A 19,683-nucleotide genomic window follows, 5' to 3' on the forward strand; every position below is an offset into this window, starting at 1 on the left:
CCTTCAACAGCAAAAAAACCGTTTCCGAGCAAACCCTTTGCCAAACAGCGAAACAACGGCCTCTTAGTCCACAAGCTGCAAAGCGCGCCACAAGATGGGGAAACACAGCACATACAGACATCCCCCCAGTAGCCAAACCCAACCGTTCCACTGCGTAGCGGTATAACTGTAGAGCTGCGTGAACCCCAGCGGGCCAATCAAGGCGCCCAGATTATTCAAACTACCCAACACGCCCTGCAAGGTCCCTTGTTGATCGTTGACAACGCGCTTGGACATCATGGATTGCAGCGCAGGCATGCCCACACCACCTGCCGCCAGCAAAGCCAGCACAGGGAAGATCATCCAGCTATGCAAAGCAAAAGCCAGCAACACAAAACCTGCGGCGTCAGCCATCATGCCCAACATCAAGGTCTTGCGCTCACCCAGGCGCTGCGACAAGGGACCCACAGCAAAGGCCTGGAACAAGGCATGAGTGATGCCATAAGCGGTCAGGGACAAGCCCACCGTCATGGTGTCCCAAGCAAAGCGATCCTCTCCGAAAATCACCCACAAGGCGGCAGGCAGTTGGCCGATCAGCTGGACAATAAAGAATACGACGCCCAAGCCCAGCAAGCCCTGCCCTAAATCCTTCAAGCCCAAAAAACCAAAGGAGCTGAGATGCGGCGCCTGCTTCTTTTCCGCCGATCCACAAGCTACACGTGTTTCACGCAGAAAAAGGCAGGCCAGAACAAAAGCACTGGCATTAAGCAGCGCCGCTCCCACAAAGGGCGCATGAGTCGACAAGCCCGCCAAGGTCCCGCCCAAGGCAGGCCCGGCAATCATGCCCAGGCCGTAGCATGCCCCGATATAAGCAAACCAGCGTGCCCGCTCTTGCTCCGGGGAAGCATCGGCAATGGTGGAAGCCACCACCGCAGCTGTCGCCCCCGTGATCCCAGAGACAAGTCGCCCTATATACAACACCCATAAAACGGGTGCCAAAGCCATGGCGGTGTAATCCAGCGCTGCTCCAGCTAATGAGGCCAACAGCACAGGCCGCCGCCCATACCTGTCGGACAAGCGCCCCAGTAAAGGCGCAAACACAATTTGCATCAGCGCATACAAAGACAACAAGACGCCGTAATGACGTGCCACCTGCTCTACTGGAAGCAGTTCTCGCAACAAGGAAGGCAGCACCGGCATGATCAAACCTATCCCTACCGCATCCAGACAAAGGATCAACAGAGCAATCAAGCAAGAGCGATTGTTCAACAGACTGTGGTGGGCACTGGAATCAGGCATCTAATTTATCATCGATAAGTTAGCCTTATTTTTAACTTATCAGTGATAAATTAGCAAGTACAGCACCACTGCCCTGCGGAACAAGGCGCAGCCCTGCCGTTTGCAGCCTTACCTTAATGCGCTGTCGATTATCATTGATAAATTACGAGCACGGAGATCCAGCCCACATGAAGAAGATCAGCAAAGAAACCGTCATCGAGACAGCCCTGGAGCTGCTCAATGAAGTGGGCATGGACGGATTGAGCACACGCAAGCTGGCTGAACGGCTTCAGGTGAAGCAACCCGCCCTGTACTGGCACTTTCGGGATAAGCGCGCTCTCTTTGATGCCCTGGCCCACGCCATGCTAGTCAATAAACATCGCCACGCCCTCCCGGAAGATAACGAGGACTGGCGTATCTTCCTGAGGAAGAATGCTCAGGGTTTCCGGGCGGCGTTGTTGTCTTACCGGGATGGTGCCCGCATCCACGCAGGGACTCGGCCCACTGAATTGCAATTGGACATTGCACAGGCCCAGATCGGCTTTTTGTGCAAGGCAGGCTTTGAGGCGAAAAATGCCGTTTGGGCGCTATGGACGATCAGCCATTATGTGGTGGGGTCGGTACTGGAACAGCAAGCAGCGCAATCCGAGCAGCAAAACACGGATGCTCCCAGCACTTCAGCAACGCAAGCGGACACTCCCCCAGACCTGCTGTCCCTGTTTCAGGAAGTTGAACAGGAAGGCATGGATGCCGCGTTCGATTTCGGCTTGAACAGCTTGATCGCTGGTCTTGAGCCTTTTTGTAAACAAGGTACAGAACGCTGAACCGTTAACCCACTGCACCCAGTCAGTGCAGCGATAAACTTTTCGAGATCCCAAGCGATCGCTCACAAAAAAGGCCGGGCTTTTTGCCCGGCCTTCAAGGTGATTCACGTCTTGCGCAGCTTGCATCAAGCCGTACTGCCACATCATGGGCTCACCTTGCCCTGCTCGCGGATAGCGATCAGGACTACTACAGCCATCCCATCATGCGGGGCAGCCAAAGCGTAATTTCAGGTACGAAGGTAATCATCAACAGGAAGGCCAGACCAGTCAGCAACCAAGGCAATGTGGACTTGGTAACTTCGGTCAGGCCCAACTTCGATATGCTGGACGCCACATACAGGTTCAAGCCCACTGGTGGTGTCGCCAGCCCAATCTCCATGTTCACCACCAGCATGATGCCAAAGTGAACCGGGTCCATGCCCAGCTTCATGGCGACAGGGAACAGGATGGGAGCCATGATCAGAATCAGTCCCGAGGGCTCCATCACCATACCGATCACCAGCAACAGGACGTTCACGAACAGCAGGAAGGCGATCAGGCCCATGCCTTGCGACACGATCCATTCCGCAATGGCCTGAGGAATCTGCTCGGACGTCAGAATGAAGGCGAACATGACCGCGTTGGTGATGATGTACAGCAGCATGGCACTCATGGCTGCCGATTCCAGCACAATGCGTTTGACCTCGCGCAGCTTCACATCCTTGTAGACCCAGACCGCAATCACAAAGGCGTAAACCGCACTGATAGCTGCTGCTTCGGTAGGCGTGAACACACCGGAGTAAATCCCGCCCATCACGATAACGATCAGCATCAGGCCCCAGATGGAGTCCATGAAGGCACGCCAGCGTTCCTTGTAGGATGCGCGGGGCATACGGGGGTAACCCAGTTTCCAGGCGCGGAACATGGTCGTGGCACCCAGGAAAAACGCCAGAATCAAACCCGGAACCACACCGGCAATAAACAGCTGACCAATAGAAGCCGTACCGACTTTGACCCCATCCGGGCCTTCAACCATCATGCCGCTGGTTGCCACGGCGTACATCACCATCACAATCGAGGGTGGCAACAAAATGCCCAGACCGCCGGAAGTCGCCACAATGCCAGTCCCGAATTGCACGGGGTAGCCTTGTTTAACCATGGCCGGAATCATGATGGAACCAATGGCCGCCACCGTGGCAGGCGAGGAACCACTGATAGACGCAAACAGGGCGCAAGCCAGCACCGCAGCCAGACCCATGCCGCCGGGCAAGTGGCCGACCATGGAAGCGGCAAAGCGAATCATGCGTTGTGCGACCCCGCCATGCGTGAGGAAGCTACCGGCCAGGATGAAGAACGGAATCGCCATGATCTCGAACTTCTCGATCCCGGTGAACAGCTTGAGCGCAATACTGTCCATCGGTACTTCGGTCATGGTGAACAGGAAACCCATCACCGTCAGACCCAGGGCAATCGATACCGGCATGCCTGTCAGCAACAGGATAGCCAGCAAGGCAAAAATAATCAGGGCGGTCATGCGCGCGCTCCTTCGGATTCAGACACACCGCGCTCTGTTTCAGCGATCAGATCCGCCGCAGGCTCGTGATGAGGCAAATGGCCCGTCTGGATAAAATTCATCAAGGCTTGCAGGAAGCGGAAGCACATCAGCAAGGAGCCCGCAGGCACCGCCAGATACACAATCCACACCGGCACTTCCAGGTCAGCCGACACCTGAGCAGTCTGGGCAATGCCATACACAAAGCGGCCACCAATCCAGGCAACAATGGCTGTAAACAAGGCACCGGCGAACAGGGAAATCACTACCAGCAGATGACGCCAGCGTGGGCCCACAGCGTTTACCAGCACGTCCACACCCACGTGAATACCAACACGAACGCCGTAAGCGGCGCCGAATTTGGCCATCCAGACAAACAGGTAAATGCACAGCTCCTGTGCCCAGAGCAAGTTGACGCCGGCCACGCTTCGGTAGGTAGAACGGGCCATGGCGGTAATGGACTCATAACCCTGAGCCCGCGACCAGGACACCAGATCCGCCAGCAGGCTGACCGAGTAGCGCTGGCAGACCGCTACAAAAATAATCACTACGGCCGCCACCATCAGAAATGAGATGAACATTTCCTCAAAGCGGTCCAGAAATCGTAAAAACATGGGTAGCTCCAGACTACAGTCTGCCCGCCCGGGGGCCGGGCAGACACAAGCATGTAGCGGGAAGAAAAGAAGAACAGGTCTGAATCAGACCTGTACAAGACAATCAGATGAAGCAGGCTTTATTCGGTAGCCTTGTAGAAGGCGTCGATCACGTCCTGGCCGATACGCGAAGCCATTTCCTTGTGCACGGGACGCAGCTGCTTGACCCATTCCTGACGCTCGGCATCGCTCAGTTGGTAGAACTGGGTCTTGCCGGACTCTTCCATGGCCTTCATGGAATCGTTGTTCTCTTGCTCTGCAATGTCGTTGGCGTAAACCGTGGCTTCTTCCATGGCTTTTTCCATACCTTGGCGAATATCGTCAGGCAGACCTTCCCAGAACTTCTTGTTCACGATCACGGCATAACCCAGGTAACCGTGGTTGGACACGGTGGCGTGCTTTTGCACTTCGTGCATTTTCTGGGTGTACATGTTCGATGGCGGGTTCTCGGTGCCGTCGACCACACCCGTTTGCAGAGCCTGGTACACCTCGGAGAAGGCCATCACCTGAGGCACAGCGTCCAGTGCCTTGAACTGGGCTTCCAGAACCTTGGAGGACTGGATGCGCATCTTCAGACCCAGGAAATCATCCACGCTTTTCAGGGGCGTGTTGGCGCTCATGACCTTGAAGCCGTTATCCCAGTAGGACAGACCCTTGATGCCCTTGGGCTCCAGCTTGTCCAGCAACATGCGGCCTACAGGACCTTCAGTCACCTTACGCAGGTCCTCACGGTTCTGAAAAATGAAAGGCAGGTCGAACACTTCAAATTCGCGTACGCCCAGAGGGCCAAACTTGGCCAGCGACGGAGCCAGCATGTGCACGGCGCCCAGTTGCAGGGCTTCCAGTTCTTCCTTGTCCTTGTACAGCTGCGAGTTCGGGTAGACCTCGACAACCACCTTGCCCTCGGTGTACTTTTCGGCCAGTTCCTTAAAGCGCACGGCGCCCTTGCCCTTGGGTGTATCTGGCGATACAACGTGGCTGAACTTGATGATCATGGGGTTAGCCAGAACAGGCGCGGACAAGAATACGGACGCCAGCAAGCTGGCCACAAGGGTCTTTTTCATGTTTGCCTCCGGTCGGTTAAGAGCCGACACGTTTTATTGATTGATGTGCTTGAAAGCGTGTAGCTTAAAAAAGCGGTCCCGAATTATCTATTGTGGAAATCCGAAACCATTTGTCATGATGCGTCTTGCCCGTCCGTCCGGATTCATACGCCAAGCGGCCTCGCGCACTCTGGCGGCCTACCCGATCAGCACCTATGTGCCTATTTTGGCCATCCTGATTATTGTGCTGCTGATGGGCGTGTTTGCCTGGGCGGTCAATAAGGAACGGGATGAGGAGCAGTCCAACGAGCTGATACGCAATGCCTTGTGGGTGGAGCAATCCCTGTCCTTTCAGCTGCGCTCGCACGAGAACAATTTAAGCCGCATTGCCAGCGAAATTGAAGTCCAGTCCCAGCCCGTCACGACCCAGACCGCGCTGACGCAATTACAGCACTTCAAGACCATCCACCCGGATCTGCTGAAAGTGGCCGTGCAGGATCGATTTGGCACCACCTTGCTGGTGCGCCCGCCCGGTGCTGATACGCGGATTGCAGCCCACGTCAGCACGCCGCGCACGTCCACCTGGCTACCGGCCTATTACTCCAATGAACACCAGGAAAGCGTGCTGGACCTGGTGGTTCCGATCTACGAAGACAACGATATTGTCGGCACCTTGCGCGCCACCTTTTCCCTGGCCACCATCTTGATGGAAAACGTGCCCTGGTGGATTGCCGAGCAATATCACGTCTCCCTGATCGACCAAAGCGACCAGACACTGGCCACACGCTCCAAAGGCGAGCCGGGCGAAAGCCAGTTGCGCTACGCCATGTCGGTAGACCCGCCCTTGCATGGTGTGCGTTTACTGATGACGCCTTACCCGCAAAAGAACATCCCCACCTTCACCTTGCTACTGACCGTGATTGCGGGCCTGGCCCTGCTGGCTGTGGTGAACCTGGCCATGCAACATCACTACGCTCGCAAACGCCGTGATGCCGAGCTGGCCCTGATGCAGGAGCAAGCCTTTCGCAGCGCAATCGAAAACTCCATGGTGACTGGCATGCGCGCCCGCGATCTGGACGGCAAGGTGCTGTATGTGAACCCGGCGTTTTGCGAACTGGTGGGCCGCAGCAGCGAAGAAATTATTGGTCTGGCCCCACCCATGCCCTGGTGGGTGCCGGAGATGATGGATGAAACACTGGAGCGTCGAGATCGACTGAAATCCTCCCGCTCGGTGCAAGTTTTTGACACCCTGTTCCAGCGCCCGGACGGCTCACGTGTCGATGTGCAGGTCTTTGAATCCCCGCTGATTGACGCGCAAAAACGGCACGTGGGCTGGATCAGTTCCATCATCGATATCAGCTCGCGCAAGCAGGCCGAAGCCCTGGCCAGTTCCCAATCCGAACAGCTACACCACACGGCCAAGCTCATTACCATGGGTGAAATGGCCTCCACACTGGCCCACGAGCTGAACCAGCCGCTCTCGGCCATTGCTAGCTATGCGGCTGGTTCCCTGAACCTGCTGGGAAATGAACCGCTGGACCCGAAACAGCTGCGTCGCGGTCTGGAAAGCCTGGCGGAACAAACCCGCCGCGCAGGGCAAATCATCCACCGCATTCACGACTTTGTGCGCAAGCGCGATCCGCAGCTTAGCCCTCTGAATTTGCCCGATGCCTTGCAAGGCGCCCTGGCCATGGCCAAGGCAGGTCTGCGCCATCACCAGATTCAATTGATTGTGCCCTCCCACCCCGAAAACCTGCCCGTAATGGGCGACAAGGTACTGCTGGAACAACTGATTTTCAACCTGCTGCGCAATGCCGCCGAAGCCATGTCGGGCCTGGAGCCAGAACGCCGGGTACTGGAAGTGACCATGCAGGCCAGCAATGGTGTCGTGCTGGTGATGGTGGCCGACCAGGGCCCCGGCGTGGCAGCAACTATCATGGCAGAAGTGTTCCAGGCCTTTACCACCACCAAAGCCCAAGGCCTGGGTATTGGCTTGAATATTTGCCGCTCCATTGTGGAGTTGCACCATGGCAAACTCTGGTTTGAAAACGGGGTTCCCCACGGTGCCACTTTCCTGTTTTCCCTACCCTTGATCGAACATGACTAAGCGCGCTCCTTTGGTCCACATCGTGGACGACGACCCGGCCATCCGCGATGCCCTGGCCTGGCTGTTCTCCACCCGTCAGGTCAACACCGAACTCTGGGACAGCGGCGAGGCTTTTCTGAATTCCCTGAGCCCCGAGACGCAGGGCTGCATCCTGCTCGACATACGTATGGATGGACTGTCCGGCCTGGAAGTGTTCGAGCAATTGCGCGAGCGCCAATCCCGTCTGCCCGTTATTTTCCTGACCGGCCACGGCGACCTGCCCCTGGCCGTGACCGCGCTGAAACAAGGCGCGGCGGATTTCATCGAAAAGCCCTTTAACGATAACGATCTGGTGGACCGGGTACTGGACGTGCTGCGCAGCTACGAAGCCAGTCAGGAAGAACGGGACAACGAGCAGGCACTGGAGGAGCGGCTGGACACCCTGTCGCAGCGCGAGCGCGAAGTGCTGGCCCTGGCCCTGGAGGGACGGCTGAACAAGCAGATTGCTCAGGACCTGAGCATCACCATGCGCACCGTGGAAGTGCACCGCGCTCGGGCACTGGAAAAAATGCAGGCTCGCACCCTGATCGAACTGGCCCGACTGCTGGACCCGGCCCGCTTGCGGGAAGACCGCAACCCGCCGGGGCCTTAGCCAGAGCCACCGCGCCGGGTGTATATAATGCAACCATAAACAATTAGAACCGCGCACTAGGCCCGGTCCCGGAGCGATCATGAGCACCACTACCGAAAACACAGATTTGCACCTTTCCCATCTGGATGAAGATGGAAAAGTTCAGATGGTCGATGTCAGCCACAAATCCGCCACCTCCCGCTCGGCCACGGCCCGCGCCGTGGTGCGTTTGAGCCCCGCTGCTTACCAGTTGCTGTCGGCTCAGCACAATGCCAAGGGCGAAGTGCTGAACACCGCACGCGTGGCCGGTGTGCTGGCCGCCAAGCGCTGTGCCGAACTGATTCCCATGTGCCACAGCCTGCCCCTGGATTTTGTCGGCATTGATTTTGAAAGCGACGCCGCAGCAGGCACCATTGCCGTGCTGGCCACCTGCCGCACCCGCTACACCACCGGCGTAGAGATGGAAGCCATGACGGCCTGCTCCATTGCCGCCCTGACCATTTACGATATGTGCAAAGCGGCCGACAAAGGCATTGTGATCGAACAGACCCGTTTGCTGGAGAAAACCGGCGGCAAAAGCGGAACCTGGACTGCCCAGCTCTAAGCCCTTTCACGGAGATAGCATGACAAGCCCTTTGACATTGCGCGTCCTGTACTTCGCCCAAGTGGCCGAACGCACAGGCCAGCGCCAGGAAAACTGGGAATGGCCCCAGGAAGGCACCGTCCAGCAATGGACCGAGGCCCTGCTGCAACGCCACCCGAATTTAAGCGATATGGCCGGCCGCCTGCATGTGGCCGTCAACCAGTTTCACGCCAAGCCTACCGACCCTGTCCGCCCCGGCGATGAAGTGGCTGTGTTCGAGCCCGTCACCGGAGGTTGAGATGATTCGTATCCAGACTGAAGATTTTGATGTTGCCGCCCTGAATGCCGAGCTGCGCGCCACGGCTGGCGGCAAGGCCGGTGCCATGGTGACATTTACCGGCTATGTGCGCGATCAGGCCGATGGCACCGCCACCGAATCCCTGTTCCTGGAACACTACCCCGGCATGTGCGAGCGCGAAATTGAAGCGGTTTGCGATCAGGCCCGTCAACGCTGGCCCATACTGGATACGCTGGTCGTGCACCGCGTGGGCGAACTGCACCTGACCGAACAAATCGTTTATGTTGGCGTCACCAGCGCCCACCGTGGCGATGCTTTCCGTGCCTGCGAATTCATCATGGACGTGCTGAAAACCCGCGCCCCTTTCTGGAAGCGCGAAACCCTGGCTGACGGCAAGCGTTTCTGGGTACAGCAGCGCGACAGCGACGCCCAGAAAACGGACTCCTGGAATACCTCTGCGGACACCGACAAGCATGTCTAAAGCCAAGACCGATTTACCCGCTGTTCGCCTGAACGCTGCTGTGCTGACCATTTCGGACCGCCGTGGCCCGGATGATGACACCTCCGGTGATTATCTGGCGGCCAGCCTGACTGACAGCGGCCATTACTGCGTGCAGCGCGCCATCAGCAGGGACAATATTTACGCCATTCGCGCCCTGCTCAGCCAATGGATTCTGGACCCGGAAATCCACGTCATCATCTGCAATGGCGGTACGGGTTTCAGTCATAAAAAATCCACGATTGCAGCGGTTACGCCTTTGCTGGATCAGGTCATTACCGGCTTTGGCGAGCAGTTCCGCTACTTGTCCTATCAGGATATTGGTTCCTCTGCCCTGCAATCCGATGCTCTGGCGGGAACAGCCAACCGAACCTTGCTGTTCTGCATTCCCGGCTCGGGCGGTGCGTGCAAGCTGGCTTGGGAAAAAATCTTGAAAGAGCAGTTGGACAGCCACCATCACCCTTGCAATTTTGCCTCTGAATATCTGGAGCCAGCCAAGCCCTGATACCTGCAACGGTATGACAGCGACAGCTCCCGAACGACCTCCTTTCCACCGTGCTCTGACGCCCCGAGCCACGAATTGTTTTATCGAATTTATCCATCCTATGATCGAATTTGACGTAGCACAGCAAAGGCTGGCCCAGGCAGGGCAAGTTCCCACCCAAACCGAAACCTGCGATCTGTCGCAAGCCTTGGGACGCATTCTGGCCCAGGATATTCAAGCCCAGCTGGACATGCCGCCCGCCGACAATAGCGCCATGGATGGCTATGCCCTGCGCCTGGCGGATATTGCCGACGGCAAGGTCCTGCCCATTCAGCAGCGCTGCTATGCCGGCGATATTCCTGAAACACTGAAAGAGAACATGGCGATTCGCATCTTTACCGGCAGCATGCTGCCACCCGGTGCGGATACAGTAGTGATTCAGGAAAACTGCCAGGAAGACGAACAAGGTGTGCGCATTCTGGAAATGCCCGTGGCTGGCGTGAACATCCGCCGCCGGGGCGAGGACATGCGCATTGGTGAAGTGCTGATCACAACAGGCACCAAACTGACCGCAGCCCATATTGCTCAGCTGGCTGCGCAAGGCCATGCTCAGCTACAGGTGTACCCGCTGCTGACCGTCGGCATTCTGACCACAGGCGACGAGCTGACTCCTGCTGGCCAGCCTTTGAAAGCCGGCCAGATCTACAACTCCAACGCCCCCATGCTGCGTGCGCAGCTGCAGGCGCTGGGTGTTGAAACTGTGCATGCAGTGCATGCCAAAGACACGCTGGAAGCCATTCAGGACGCTCTGAAAGAGCTGCTGCAACGCTGCGACCTGGTACTGACCGTAGGCGGTGTCTCGGTCGGGGAAAAAGACTTTGTGAAGCCTGCCATCGAAGGCATAGGCGGCCAGCTGGATCTGTGGAAAGTGCGTATGAAGCCGGGCAAACCACTGGCGCTGGCCTACATTGCCGACAAGCCTCTGGTCTGCCTGCCCGGCAATCCGGTATCTTCTTACGCCGTGTTTTCCTTGATGGTTTCGCCGCTGATTCGTCGTCTGCAAGGTCGCCAACACGTGCTGCCGACCACACGTTACGGCGTGCTGCAAGGTGAACGCCACTTTGAAGGTGACCGCGAAGAATTCATCCGCGTACAAGTAGACAACGACGAGCAAGGCCGCCTGTTGGTGCGCCCCTTCGACAATCAGGGTTCGGGCGTCATCAGCTCCTTGCCTTGGGCACAAGCGCTGGCACGTATCCCTGCTGACTCTCATATCGCCCCCGGCGATGTGGTGCGTCTGTACGAATACAGCCAGTGGCAGGCATAAGCTCGAACGCTTATTCACGCTTTGGCCTTGCCATACAAAAACCGCCCTGATCAGGGCGGTTTTTTTTGTGTTGTTTGTTTTGGTTTGGAGCTATTTAAAGGTACTTCACGTAAAGACAGCCGACTGCTCAGGAGGGCCGCATAACGGAACGCTCACGCACGAACAGCCAACCCCGCCTCTGTTTTCCTCTGCTCATCAATACTTGCGCAGCAAAGCCACTGCAACAGGCTTACCAGCTTTGCGCCTGATCCAGATCCTGCGGCGTGTTGATATTGAAAAAAGCATGTTCAGGCGCATCGCGGAAATCCACTTCCACCGCACCTATGCTCTCCAGCCAGCTCATGACACGGCGCTCGCCGCTAAGCAGATAGTCTTTCAGGCCCGCAGCCTGATCGGTGCGCAGTAACAGGCATAAAGGGTGGCTACGCTCTGCCTGCGCGTAGGCAGCCACAGCGCCCTGCTCCTCAACGGCCTTGATCAAACGCTTGCCCAGATCCACTGGCACAAAAGGCAAATCCACCGGGCAGGACAAGGCCCACGGCGTACTGATCTGATCCAGCACACTGGCCAAACCGGCCAGCGGACCCAGATAGCCCTCCAGCTCCAAGGCATCAGGGACCACACGCCCCCAATGGACATACTGCTCGGGATTGCGATTGGCACTGATCAGGATAGTCCCCACCTGCGGACGCAGGCGACGTACCAGATGCTGCACCAAAGGCTGACCCTGCAAGAGCAGCAAGCCTTTATCGATCTGGCCCGACAAATCAAAACGGCGGGCTCGTCCGCCCGCCAGCACAATACCGCTGATGTCCTGTGTGCTTATCATCCGCCGATATAACTCATTTCGATACGGTCACGACTCGTGGTTTGCTCACCCCGAATCTCGGAATATCGGTCCTGCCGTCCCGTCCAGACGCCGTGCATATAGGCGGCTAACTGTTCGTCGGACGCACCCGAGCGCAATTGCGCCCGCACATCATAACCCTGGGAAGCAAACAGGCACAGAAACAGGCGTCCTTCGGGCGAAAGACGCATGCGCGAACAGTCTCCACAGAAGGGTTGAGTGACGCTGGTGATCACGCCAACTTCGCCCGTCCCATCCTTGAAGCGCCAGCGGCTGGCGACTTCGCCACGGTATTGGGCGGCCACTGGCTCCAACTCGAAACGGGACTGGATACGTTCCACAATCTCCGCACCGCTGAGCACTTCTTGCAGATTCCAGCCATTGCTGGTGCCCACGTCCATATATTCAATAAAACGCAGAATCTGGCCCGAGCCTTTGAAGTGCTCCACCATGGGCAAGATCTGATCATCGTTCAGCCCTTTGCGCACCACCATATTGACCTTTACCGGGCTCAAACCCACGGCCTGTGCCTTGGCAATGCCATCCAGCACGGTGGAGACCGACACGCCGCTATCACTCAATTGAGTAAAACGGGCATCGTCCAAGGCGTCCAAGCTGACGGTGACACGATTCAGACCCGCGTCTTTCAAGGCCTGAGCCTTGCGACCCAGCAAGGTGCCATTGGTGGTCAAAGTCAACTCCACCGCATCCCCTTCCGGTGTACGCAGCTTGGCCAACATGGCAATCAGCACTTCAATATTTCGACGCAATAGCGGTTCGCCACCCGTCAGGCGCAGCTTGCGCACGCCCAGAGCAACGGCCTGCCGTGCTACGCGCTCAATCTCTTCAAAACTGAGCAGGGAAGAATGAGGCAGGAACTCGTAGTCCGTGCCAAAGACTTCCCGCGGCATACAGTAGGTACAGCGGAAATTGCACTTGTCAGTCAGGGAAATGCGCAGGTCACGAAATGGGCGGTGACGCTTGTCCAAAGGTTGCCCTGACACAGCGGCAATCCGCACGGTCGGGCGGCGTGCAGGCTCTGCAGCACCCGCTTGCGCCCCCTGCTCGATGCCGGACGGCATAACCCCCGCTCCAGCAGGCTGCGGGTCACTCGGCTCCAAGGGCCGGGCCTCGGAACCTGGGGGAGCTGCTTCTTGATATGGCCTGTACTGAACCTGGTCTACGGACACCGGTTCACGTTTTGGCCCATGCTCATCGCTCATGGTGTTCTCTTTTTCAAGGACAGGGTTCGTCCCCGTCTCATGGTGTGTGTTTTCGTCATGCAATGGGGTCTAACGCCAGAGCATGTCGGCAGCCTGCCCGAATGCCTGTTCCAGCGTCATGATCTGTCCCAAACCCCGTGGGTCGTAACCCACCAGATCTTCCATGAATTGACTATACGCGGAACCGCCAATCACGTTCATCAGTTCCTGCATAGGAGCCTTATCCAGCGCTTCTTGCTCGACCGCAATGAAATAACGCTCCTGGGCCAAGGGAATGAACTCCAGCCCGCATCGGCTGGCCGCTGTTTCCACACCCAGGCCGGTATCGGCCATGCCACTGGCAACGTGAGCCGCCACCGCCATATGCGTCAATTCTGTTGTTTCAAAGCCCAGCACCGCATTCGTGTTTACCCCTAACTGCCCCAGCAGCAAGGTCGCCAGAAAGCGGGTACTGGACCCCATCTGACGGTTCACAAAGCGCACATCGGGCCGCAACAAGTCGGCCATGCCGGTGATGTTCTTGGGATTGCCCTTCTCCACAAACAAGCCAGTCCGGCGAGTGGAAAGGAAAATCAGCCTGTGACGCGCCGGAGACAGCCACTGCCCATAACGGCGCATGGCAGCCACCTCGAACTCACCCACCGGAACCTGAAAACCGGCCAGATCGCAATCCCCGCGCTCCAGCGAAGCCAGCGCTTCAATGGCTGTGCGGTAGCGCAGCTCCAGCGGCAGACCATCGTGCTCATTGGCAAAGCGCATCAGGCCTTCAATCGCAAATCCGTGACTGGCCTGAAAGCGCAAACGGTCCAGAGGCTGCGCATACAAGCGGCCCAGCTCCTCTTCCAGCTCGGAAGCCATGCTCTCCAGGGTTGGCGTCAGACGCGCATCCAGTCGCCGATTCGCCCACAGCAAACGCTGGGCGAACTCGGTCAGTTTGGTGCCTTTGCGCCGGGAGGTTTCCAGCAGGGCCGCATCAAACTGTTTTTCGGCATTACGCAACAAGCCCCAGGCATGTCTGTAGGAAAACTGGCATTCCTTGCTGGCTCCCGCCAAGTGCCCCAGTCGCTCGATGGCACCCAACAAACGCAACACATCCCCCATGGGAAGGTCCACGCCGTCTGCATTTTCCAGAATCCATTCAGAGCGCAGCCGGGCTTTGAATTTCTGTTTGGTCATGTGTTTTTAAGACCAGTGTGTTTTCGTATTTATGTTTTGTGCTGCATGTACCAAACATTATATATGCGAAATATTGCTTATTGAAGTTATGGACTTAAGTGGTTAGATTACAAGGGAAAACACTGTCAAATAATATGCACGGCTGTGCATAAAAAATATGGAGGCGCAGGCACCCTATTCGGGCACCGCGCACACAGGACATGCAAACAACCCCTCATCACCAGGAGCAGGACCTGTCAGGTCTGGCTCCTGAAGAGGTCGCCTTGCAGGCCGTGCAGGAGCACGCCGGCCAGAAAGGTAACCTGTTGCCTATTTTGCACACGATTCAGGACCGGATTGCCTGTATTCCCGAGTCCGTGGTGCCGGTGCTGGCCGAACAGCTGGCTCTGTCCCGTGCGGAAATCCATGGCGTTATCTCTTTTTACGCCCATTTCCGCACCCAGCCCCACGCGACTCATACCCTGGAAATCTGCCGGGCAGAAGCCTGTCAGGCGCGGGGCGGGCTGGAGCTGACGGCTCATGCCCGTCGCCGCCTGAACTGCGACTTCCATGAAAACAGCGACGACGGCCAGTACACGCTGGAGCCTGTCTACTGTCTGGGCCTCTGTGCTCAGTCCCCCGCCGTCATGCTCGATGGCGTACCCCATGCACGCGTCACCCCCGAAAAACTGGATGCCCTGCTAAGCAGCCAGGAGGCCCAGTCATGAGCACCATTACCGTTTACGTTCCGCGCGACACCGCAGCGGTCGCCATGGGCGCCCATGAGATTGCCCAGCAACTGGCGGCCCAGGCTCAGGAGCGCGGTCTGGATGTGCAGATTGTGCGCAATGGCTCGCGCGGTTTGCTATGGCTGGAGCCCATGGTGGAAGTGCAAACGGCTGAAGGCCGCGTCGCTTACGGCCCTGTCCGGACTGAAGATCTGCCCGGTCTGTTCGACGCTGGTTTCCTGCAAGGCGGTGCACATAAGTTGTGCCACGGCCTGACGGACGCCATCCCTTACCTGAAGAATCAGGAACGCCTGACTTTTGCCCGTGTGGGGATTATTGATCCGGTCAGCGTGGCCGATTACCAATCCTGTGGTGGCTTCGAAGGTTTGCGCAAGGCGCTGAGCATGGAACCGGCCGCCATTGTGAAAGAAGTGACCGACTCCGGCCTGCGTGGTCGTGGCGGTGCCGCTTTCCCGACCGGCATCAAGTGGAACACGGTACTGAACACCCCGGCACAGCAAAAATACATTGTCTGTAATGCCGACGAAGGCGACTCGGGCACATTTTCGGATCGCATGTTGATGGAAGGTGATCCGCTGTGCCTGGTTGAAGGCATGGCAATTGCCGGTCTGGCCGTCGGTGCGACCTATGGCTACATCTACGTGCGTTCCGAATACCCGCTGGCCGTGCAGGCGCTGAACGAAGCCATTGTGGCGGCGCGCGCAGCAGGCTGGTTGGGCAAGAACATTCAAGGCAGCGGCTGCGAGTTCGATCTGGAAGTACGCAAGGCAGCCGGCGCCTACATCTGTGGTGAAGAAACCGCCCTGCTCGACAGTCTGGAAGGCAAGCGTGGCATGGTGCGTGTGAAACCGCCTCTGCCCGCCATCAAAGGTTTGTTTGGTCAGCCTACGGTCATCAATAACGTGGTGTCCCTGGCTTCCGTGCCAGTTATTCTGGCCAAGGGCGGTGCTTACTACCAGAACTACGGCATGGGCCGCTCGCGTGGCACGCTGGCATTCCAATTGACCGGCAATCTGCAAAACGGTGGCCTGGTGGAAAAAGCCTTTGGCGTCACCCTACGCGAATTGCTGTACGACTACGGTGGTGGCAGTGCCAGCGGTCGTCCCTTGCGTGCAGTGCAAGTCGGTGGCCCCTTGGGAGCCTATCTGCCCGAACACCAGTGGGATGTCCCGCTGGACTACGAAGCCTACATGAAGATCAATGCCATGGTCGGCCACGGTGGCCTGGTGGCTTTTGACGATACGGTGGACATGGCCCACATGGCGCAGTACGCCATGGAATTCTGTGCCATCGAATCCTGTGGCAAATGCACACCCTGTCGCATCGGCTCTACGCGTGGTGTGGAGACCATCCAGAAGATCCGTCGCCGCGAAGACATGGACAACCATGTCGAGCTGCTGCGCGACCTGTGCGACACCATGTTCTCCGGGTCCTTGTGCGCCTTGGGCGGCATGACCCCTTATCCCGTCCTGTCCGCGCTGGAACACTTCCCCCAGGATTTTGGACTGGCCCCGCAAACCGAGCAGGACCTGGCCAAGGTCTAAGACGGAGATCACCATGAAAGAAACAGTCGCCGTACGCGAACGTGACCTGGGCACCCCAGCCTCGACCCAGACCGAGATGGTCAACCTGACCATCGATGGCAAATTGATTGAAGTGCCCGTCGGCACTTCCGTGATGCACGCAGCCGCCTTGGCCGGCATCAATATTCCCAAGCTGTGCGCCACCGATTCGCTGGAGGCCTTTGGCTCCTGCCGTCTGTGCCTGGTGGACATTGAAGGCCGTCGCGGCCACCCTGCTTCCTGCACCACCCTGGTGGAAGAAGGCATGGTCGTCCAAACCGAAAACGACACCCTGCACAAGCTGCGCCGCAACGTGATGGAGCTGTACATCTCCGATCACCCGCTGGACTGCCTGACCTGTCCTGCCAACGGCAATTGCGAACTGCAAGACATGGCCGGTGTGGTGGGCCTGCGCAGCGTGCGCTATGGCTTTGATGGTGCCAACCACCTGGACGACACCACCGACAATTCCAATCCTTACTTTGCCTACGACTCCAGCAAATGCATTGTCTGCAATCGCTGCGTGCGCGCCTGTGAGGAAGTTCAGGGCACCTTTGCGCTGACCATCGACAAACGCGGTTTTGAATCGCGTGTCACCGCCGGTCAGAACGATGGCTTCCTGGGTAGCGATTGCGTCTCCTGCGGTGCTTGTGTCCAGGCCTGCCCGACTTCTTCCTTGATGGAAAAGTCGGTTATCGACCTGGGTCAGCCCGAGCACGCCGTCATCACCACCTGCGCCTATTGCGGTGTCGGTTGCGGCTTCAAGGCCGAGATGAAGGGCGACAAAGTCATTCGCATGACACCCTGGAAAGACGGCAAGGCCAACCGTGGCCACGCCTGCGTGAAAGGTCGTTTCGCCTGGGGTTACGCCACGCACCAGGACCGTATCCTGAGCCCCATGATACGCAAGAGCATTACGGACCCCTGGCAGGAGGTGTCGTGGGACGAGGCCATCAATTACGCTGCCTCCGAGTTCCGTCGCATTCAGGATCAGCACGGTCGTGACGCGGTGGGCGGTATCACCTCCTCGCGTTGCACCAACGAAGAAACCTATCTGGTGCAAAAGCTGGTTCGTGCCGCCTTTGGTACCAATAACGTGGACACCTGTGCCCGCGTGTGTCACTCCCCGACCGGCTACGGTCTGAAGATGACCCTGGGTGAGTCCGCCGGTACGCAAACCTTTGACTCGGTGATGCACACCGACGTAGTGATCGTGATGGGTGCCAACCCCAGCGCCGCTCACCCCGTATTTGCGTCGCGCCTGAAACGTCGCCTGCGCCAAGGTGCCCGCCTGATCGTGATCGACCCGCGTCAAACTGAACTGGTCAGCTCGCCGCACATCCAGGCCGACTATCACCTGCCCCTGCGTCCAGGCACCAACACCGCCATGCTGACCGCCATGGCCCACGTAATCGTCACTGAAAATCTGGTGAATGAGGCCTATGTGGCCGAACGTTGCGATACCGAGGCCTTTAATGAATGGCGCAGCTTTGTCAGCCAGCCCCAGAACTCGCCGGAAGCCATGGCCGAGATCTGCGGTGTGTCCGCCGACGACATCCGTGGCGCAGCCCGTCTGTACGCCACCGGCGGTAACGGTTCGATCTACTACGGCCTGGGTGTGACAGAACACAGCCAGGGCTCCACCACCGTGATGGCCATTGCCAACCTGGCCATGGCTACGGGTAACGTAGGCCGCGAAGGCGTGGGTGTGAACCCGCTGCGTGGTCAGAACAACGTGCAAGGCTCCTGCGATATGGGCTCCTTCCCACACGAGTTCCCCGGCTACCGTCACGTCTCCGACACCAGCGTACGCCAGCAGTTTGAAGAGGCCTGGGGCGTATCTCTGCAATCTGAACCCGGTCTGCGCATTCCCAATATGTTTGACGCCGCCTTGAGTGGCAGCTTCAAGGGGCTGTACTGCCAGGGCGAAGACATTGTTCAGTCCGACCCGAACACCCAGCACGTGGCCGCCGCCATGGCTGCCATGGAGTGTGTGGTGGTACAGGATCTGTTCCTGAACGAAACCGCCAAGTACGCCCACGTGTTCCTGCCCGGTTCATCCTTCCTGGAAAAAGACGGCACCTTCACCAACGCCGAGCGCCGCATTTCGCGCGTACGCAAAGTGATGGAGCCCAAGGCGGGCATGGCCGACTGGGAAGTCACCTGCGCCCTGGCCCGTGCTTTGGGCTACCCCATGAATTACGAGCATCCCGGCCAGATCATGGACGAGATCGCCCGTCTGACCCCGACCTTTGCTGGCGTGTCTTACGATCGCATCCAGGAGCTGGGTGGCAGCGTGCAATGGCCTTGCAACGAACAGGCGCCTGAAGGCACCCCCACCATGCACATCGACGAGTTCGTGCGTGGCAAGGGCCGCTTCATGCTGACTCAGTACGTGCCCACCGAAGAGCGCAGCAGCCGCAAGTTCCCCTTGCTATTGACCACCGGCCGTATCCTGTCGCAATACAACGTGGGCGCCCAAACCCGCCGTACCGACAACGTGGCCTGGCATGCAGAGGACTTGCTGGAAATTCACCCGGTGGATGCCGAAGATCGTGGCATTCGCAGTGGCGACAAAGTCTCGGTCAAGAGCCGTGCGGGCGAGACCGCCCTGCGCGCGACGGTGACCGAACGAGTGCAGCCAGGGGTGGTCTATACTACTTTCCACTTTCCCGAGTCGGGCGCCAACGTGGTCACCACCAACAACTCGGACTGGGCAACCAACTGCCCCGAGTACAAGGTGACGGCCGTGCAGATTCAGCGCGTGACCTCCGAGTCGGCCTGGCAAAATCGCTGGAACCGTTTCCACGATATTCAGCAGCGCCTCCTGCAAGGCGAGACCGTCCCGGCCGAGGATTTGGCCCAGGCGGATCACAGCCATTCGCATGAGCATGCCGAGGCCGTCGCGAAAGTATGATGCGTCCCAACAGG

General features: G+C 58.2%; 18 protein-coding genes. 11 read left to right on the forward strand and 7 right to left on the reverse strand.

All coding sequences use genetic code 11. The features are described 5' to 3' along the window. Nucleotides 1-63 precede the first annotated feature (63 nt). Nucleotides 64-1,278, reverse strand: a complete 1,215-nt coding sequence (gene tet, locus D0C27_RS07425; protein WP_137430695.1) for a Tet(A)/Tet(B)/Tet(C) family tetracycline efflux MFS transporter — start codon at nucleotides 1,276-1,278, stop codon at nucleotides 64-66. A gap of 167 nt (nucleotides 1,279-1,445) precedes the next feature. Between tet and tetR the strand changes: the two genes are divergently transcribed. Beyond that, nucleotides 1,446-2,081, forward strand: a complete 636-nt coding sequence (tetR, locus tag D0C27_RS07430) for a tetracycline resistance transcriptional repressor TetR (protein ID WP_137430696.1) — start codon at nucleotides 1,446-1,448, stop codon at nucleotides 2,079-2,081. Between the two features lie 187 nt (nucleotides 2,082-2,268). Here the strand turns inward: tetR and D0C27_RS07435 are convergent, their stop codons facing one another. The 3 genes from D0C27_RS07435 to D0C27_RS07445 all read right to left on the reverse strand — a co-directional run bounded on the left by D0C27_RS07435 (nucleotide 2,269) and on the right by D0C27_RS07445 (nucleotide 5,329). Continuing rightward, complete coding sequence (locus D0C27_RS07435; protein ID WP_035271195.1) at nucleotides 2,269-3,594, reverse strand: TRAP transporter large permease; 1,326 nt, start codon at nucleotides 3,592-3,594, stop codon at nucleotides 2,269-2,271. After that, nucleotides 3,591-4,226 carry a TRAP transporter small permease gene (locus tag D0C27_RS07440; protein ID WP_035271196.1) on the reverse strand — a complete coding sequence of 212 codons (636 nt, stop codon included), beginning with the start codon at nucleotides 4,224-4,226 and terminating at the stop codon, nucleotides 3,591-3,593. Before D0C27_RS07440 ends, D0C27_RS07435 begins: the two co-directional genes overlap by 4 nt. 119 nt (nucleotides 4,227-4,345) lie before the next feature. Then, nucleotides 4,346-5,329 carry a TRAP transporter substrate-binding protein gene (locus tag D0C27_RS07445; protein ID WP_026485094.1) on the reverse strand — a complete coding sequence of 328 codons (984 nt, stop codon included), beginning with the start codon at nucleotides 5,327-5,329 and terminating at the stop codon, nucleotides 4,346-4,348. 115 nt (nucleotides 5,330-5,444) lie between these two features. Here D0C27_RS07445 and D0C27_RS07450 point away from each other — a divergent pair, with 115 nt between their 5' ends. The 7 genes from D0C27_RS07450 to D0C27_RS07480 all read left to right on the forward strand — a co-directional run bounded on the left by D0C27_RS07450 (nucleotide 5,445) and on the right by D0C27_RS07480 (nucleotide 11,216). Further along, entirely contained in the window at nucleotides 5,445-7,415 is a 1,971-nt protein-coding gene (locus D0C27_RS07450; RefSeq protein WP_170978552.1) for a PAS domain S-box protein, read from the forward strand. Continuing rightward, nucleotides 7,408-8,046, forward strand: coding sequence for a response regulator transcription factor (locus D0C27_RS07455; RefSeq protein ID WP_137430698.1), 639 nt, complete (start codon nucleotides 7,408-7,410; stop codon nucleotides 8,044-8,046). The genes D0C27_RS07450 and D0C27_RS07455 overlap by 8 nt, the downstream gene beginning before the upstream one ends. Nucleotides 8,047-8,125: 79 nt before the next feature. Beyond that, nucleotides 8,126-8,629 carry a cyclic pyranopterin monophosphate synthase MoaC gene (gene moaC / locus D0C27_RS07460; RefSeq protein WP_009463872.1) on the forward strand — a complete coding sequence of 168 codons (504 nt, stop codon included), beginning with the start codon at nucleotides 8,126-8,128 and terminating at the stop codon, nucleotides 8,627-8,629. 19 nt (nucleotides 8,630-8,648) lie between these two features. Further along, nucleotides 8,649-8,906 (forward strand): molybdopterin converting factor subunit 1, encoded by a 258-nt coding sequence (gene moaD / locus D0C27_RS07465; RefSeq protein ID WP_009463873.1) that lies wholly within the window; start codon nucleotides 8,649-8,651, stop codon nucleotides 8,904-8,906. 1 nt (nucleotide 8,907) lies between these two features. Continuing rightward, the gene (locus tag D0C27_RS07470) at nucleotides 8,908-9,387 is read left to right on the forward strand and encodes a molybdenum cofactor biosynthesis protein MoaE (protein ID WP_042483149.1); all 480 of its coding nucleotides are present in this window, start codon (nucleotides 8,908-8,910) and stop codon (nucleotides 9,385-9,387) included. After that, nucleotides 9,380-9,910 (forward strand): molybdenum cofactor synthesis domain-containing protein, encoded by a 531-nt coding sequence (locus tag D0C27_RS07475; RefSeq protein ID WP_137430699.1) that lies wholly within the window; start codon nucleotides 9,380-9,382, stop codon nucleotides 9,908-9,910. Before D0C27_RS07470 ends, D0C27_RS07475 begins: the two co-directional genes overlap by 8 nt. Nucleotides 9,911-10,010: 100 nt before the next feature. After that, on the forward strand, nucleotides 10,011-11,216 hold the full coding sequence (locus D0C27_RS07480) for a molybdopterin molybdotransferase MoeA (RefSeq protein ID WP_083054421.1): 1,206 nt from the start codon (nucleotides 10,011-10,013) through the stop codon (nucleotides 11,214-11,216). Between the two features lie 229 nt (nucleotides 11,217-11,445). Here D0C27_RS07480 and mobA read toward each other — a convergent pair whose 3' ends face one another. From mobA to D0C27_RS07495, 3 genes are all read right to left on the reverse strand, one after another. Next, on the reverse strand, nucleotides 11,446-12,045 hold the full coding sequence (gene mobA, locus D0C27_RS07485; protein WP_115634241.1) for a molybdenum cofactor guanylyltransferase MobA: 600 nt from the start codon (nucleotides 12,043-12,045) through the stop codon (nucleotides 11,446-11,448). Beyond that, a complete protein-coding gene (moaA, locus tag D0C27_RS07490; RefSeq protein WP_080748026.1) occupies nucleotides 12,042-13,145 on the reverse strand; it encodes a GTP 3',8-cyclase MoaA in 1,104 nt (367 codons plus the stop codon). The genes mobA and moaA overlap by 4 nt, the downstream gene beginning before the upstream one ends. 210 nt (nucleotides 13,146-13,355) lie before the next feature. Next, entirely contained in the window at nucleotides 13,356-14,462 is a 1,107-nt protein-coding gene (locus D0C27_RS07495; RefSeq protein ID WP_026485086.1) for a substrate-binding domain-containing protein, read from the reverse strand. A 200-nt stretch (nucleotides 14,463-14,662) separates the two neighbouring features. Between D0C27_RS07495 and D0C27_RS07500 the strand changes: the two genes are divergently transcribed. From D0C27_RS07500 to fdhF, 3 genes are read left to right on the forward strand one after another with little or no spacing between them, the layout of a single operon-like run. Then, nucleotides 14,663-15,169 (forward strand): formate dehydrogenase subunit gamma, encoded by a 507-nt coding sequence (locus tag D0C27_RS07500; protein ID WP_060186306.1) that lies wholly within the window; start codon nucleotides 14,663-14,665, stop codon nucleotides 15,167-15,169. Beyond that, nucleotides 15,166-16,734 (forward strand): formate dehydrogenase beta subunit, encoded by a 1,569-nt coding sequence (locus D0C27_RS07505; RefSeq protein ID WP_137430700.1) that lies wholly within the window; start codon nucleotides 15,166-15,168, stop codon nucleotides 16,732-16,734. Before D0C27_RS07500 ends, D0C27_RS07505 begins: the two co-directional genes overlap by 4 nt. Before the next feature lie 13 nt (nucleotides 16,735-16,747). Beyond that, on the forward strand, nucleotides 16,748-19,669 hold the full coding sequence (gene fdhF, locus D0C27_RS07510) for a formate dehydrogenase subunit alpha (RefSeq protein WP_137430701.1): 2,922 nt from the start codon (nucleotides 16,748-16,750) through the stop codon (nucleotides 19,667-19,669). Nucleotides 19,670-19,683 lie beyond the last annotated feature (14 nt).

This window comes from Alcaligenes faecalis (assembly GCF_005311025.1).
GTDB classification, from domain to species: Bacteria; Pseudomonadota; Gammaproteobacteria; order Burkholderiales; family Burkholderiaceae_B; genus Alcaligenes; species Alcaligenes phenolicus.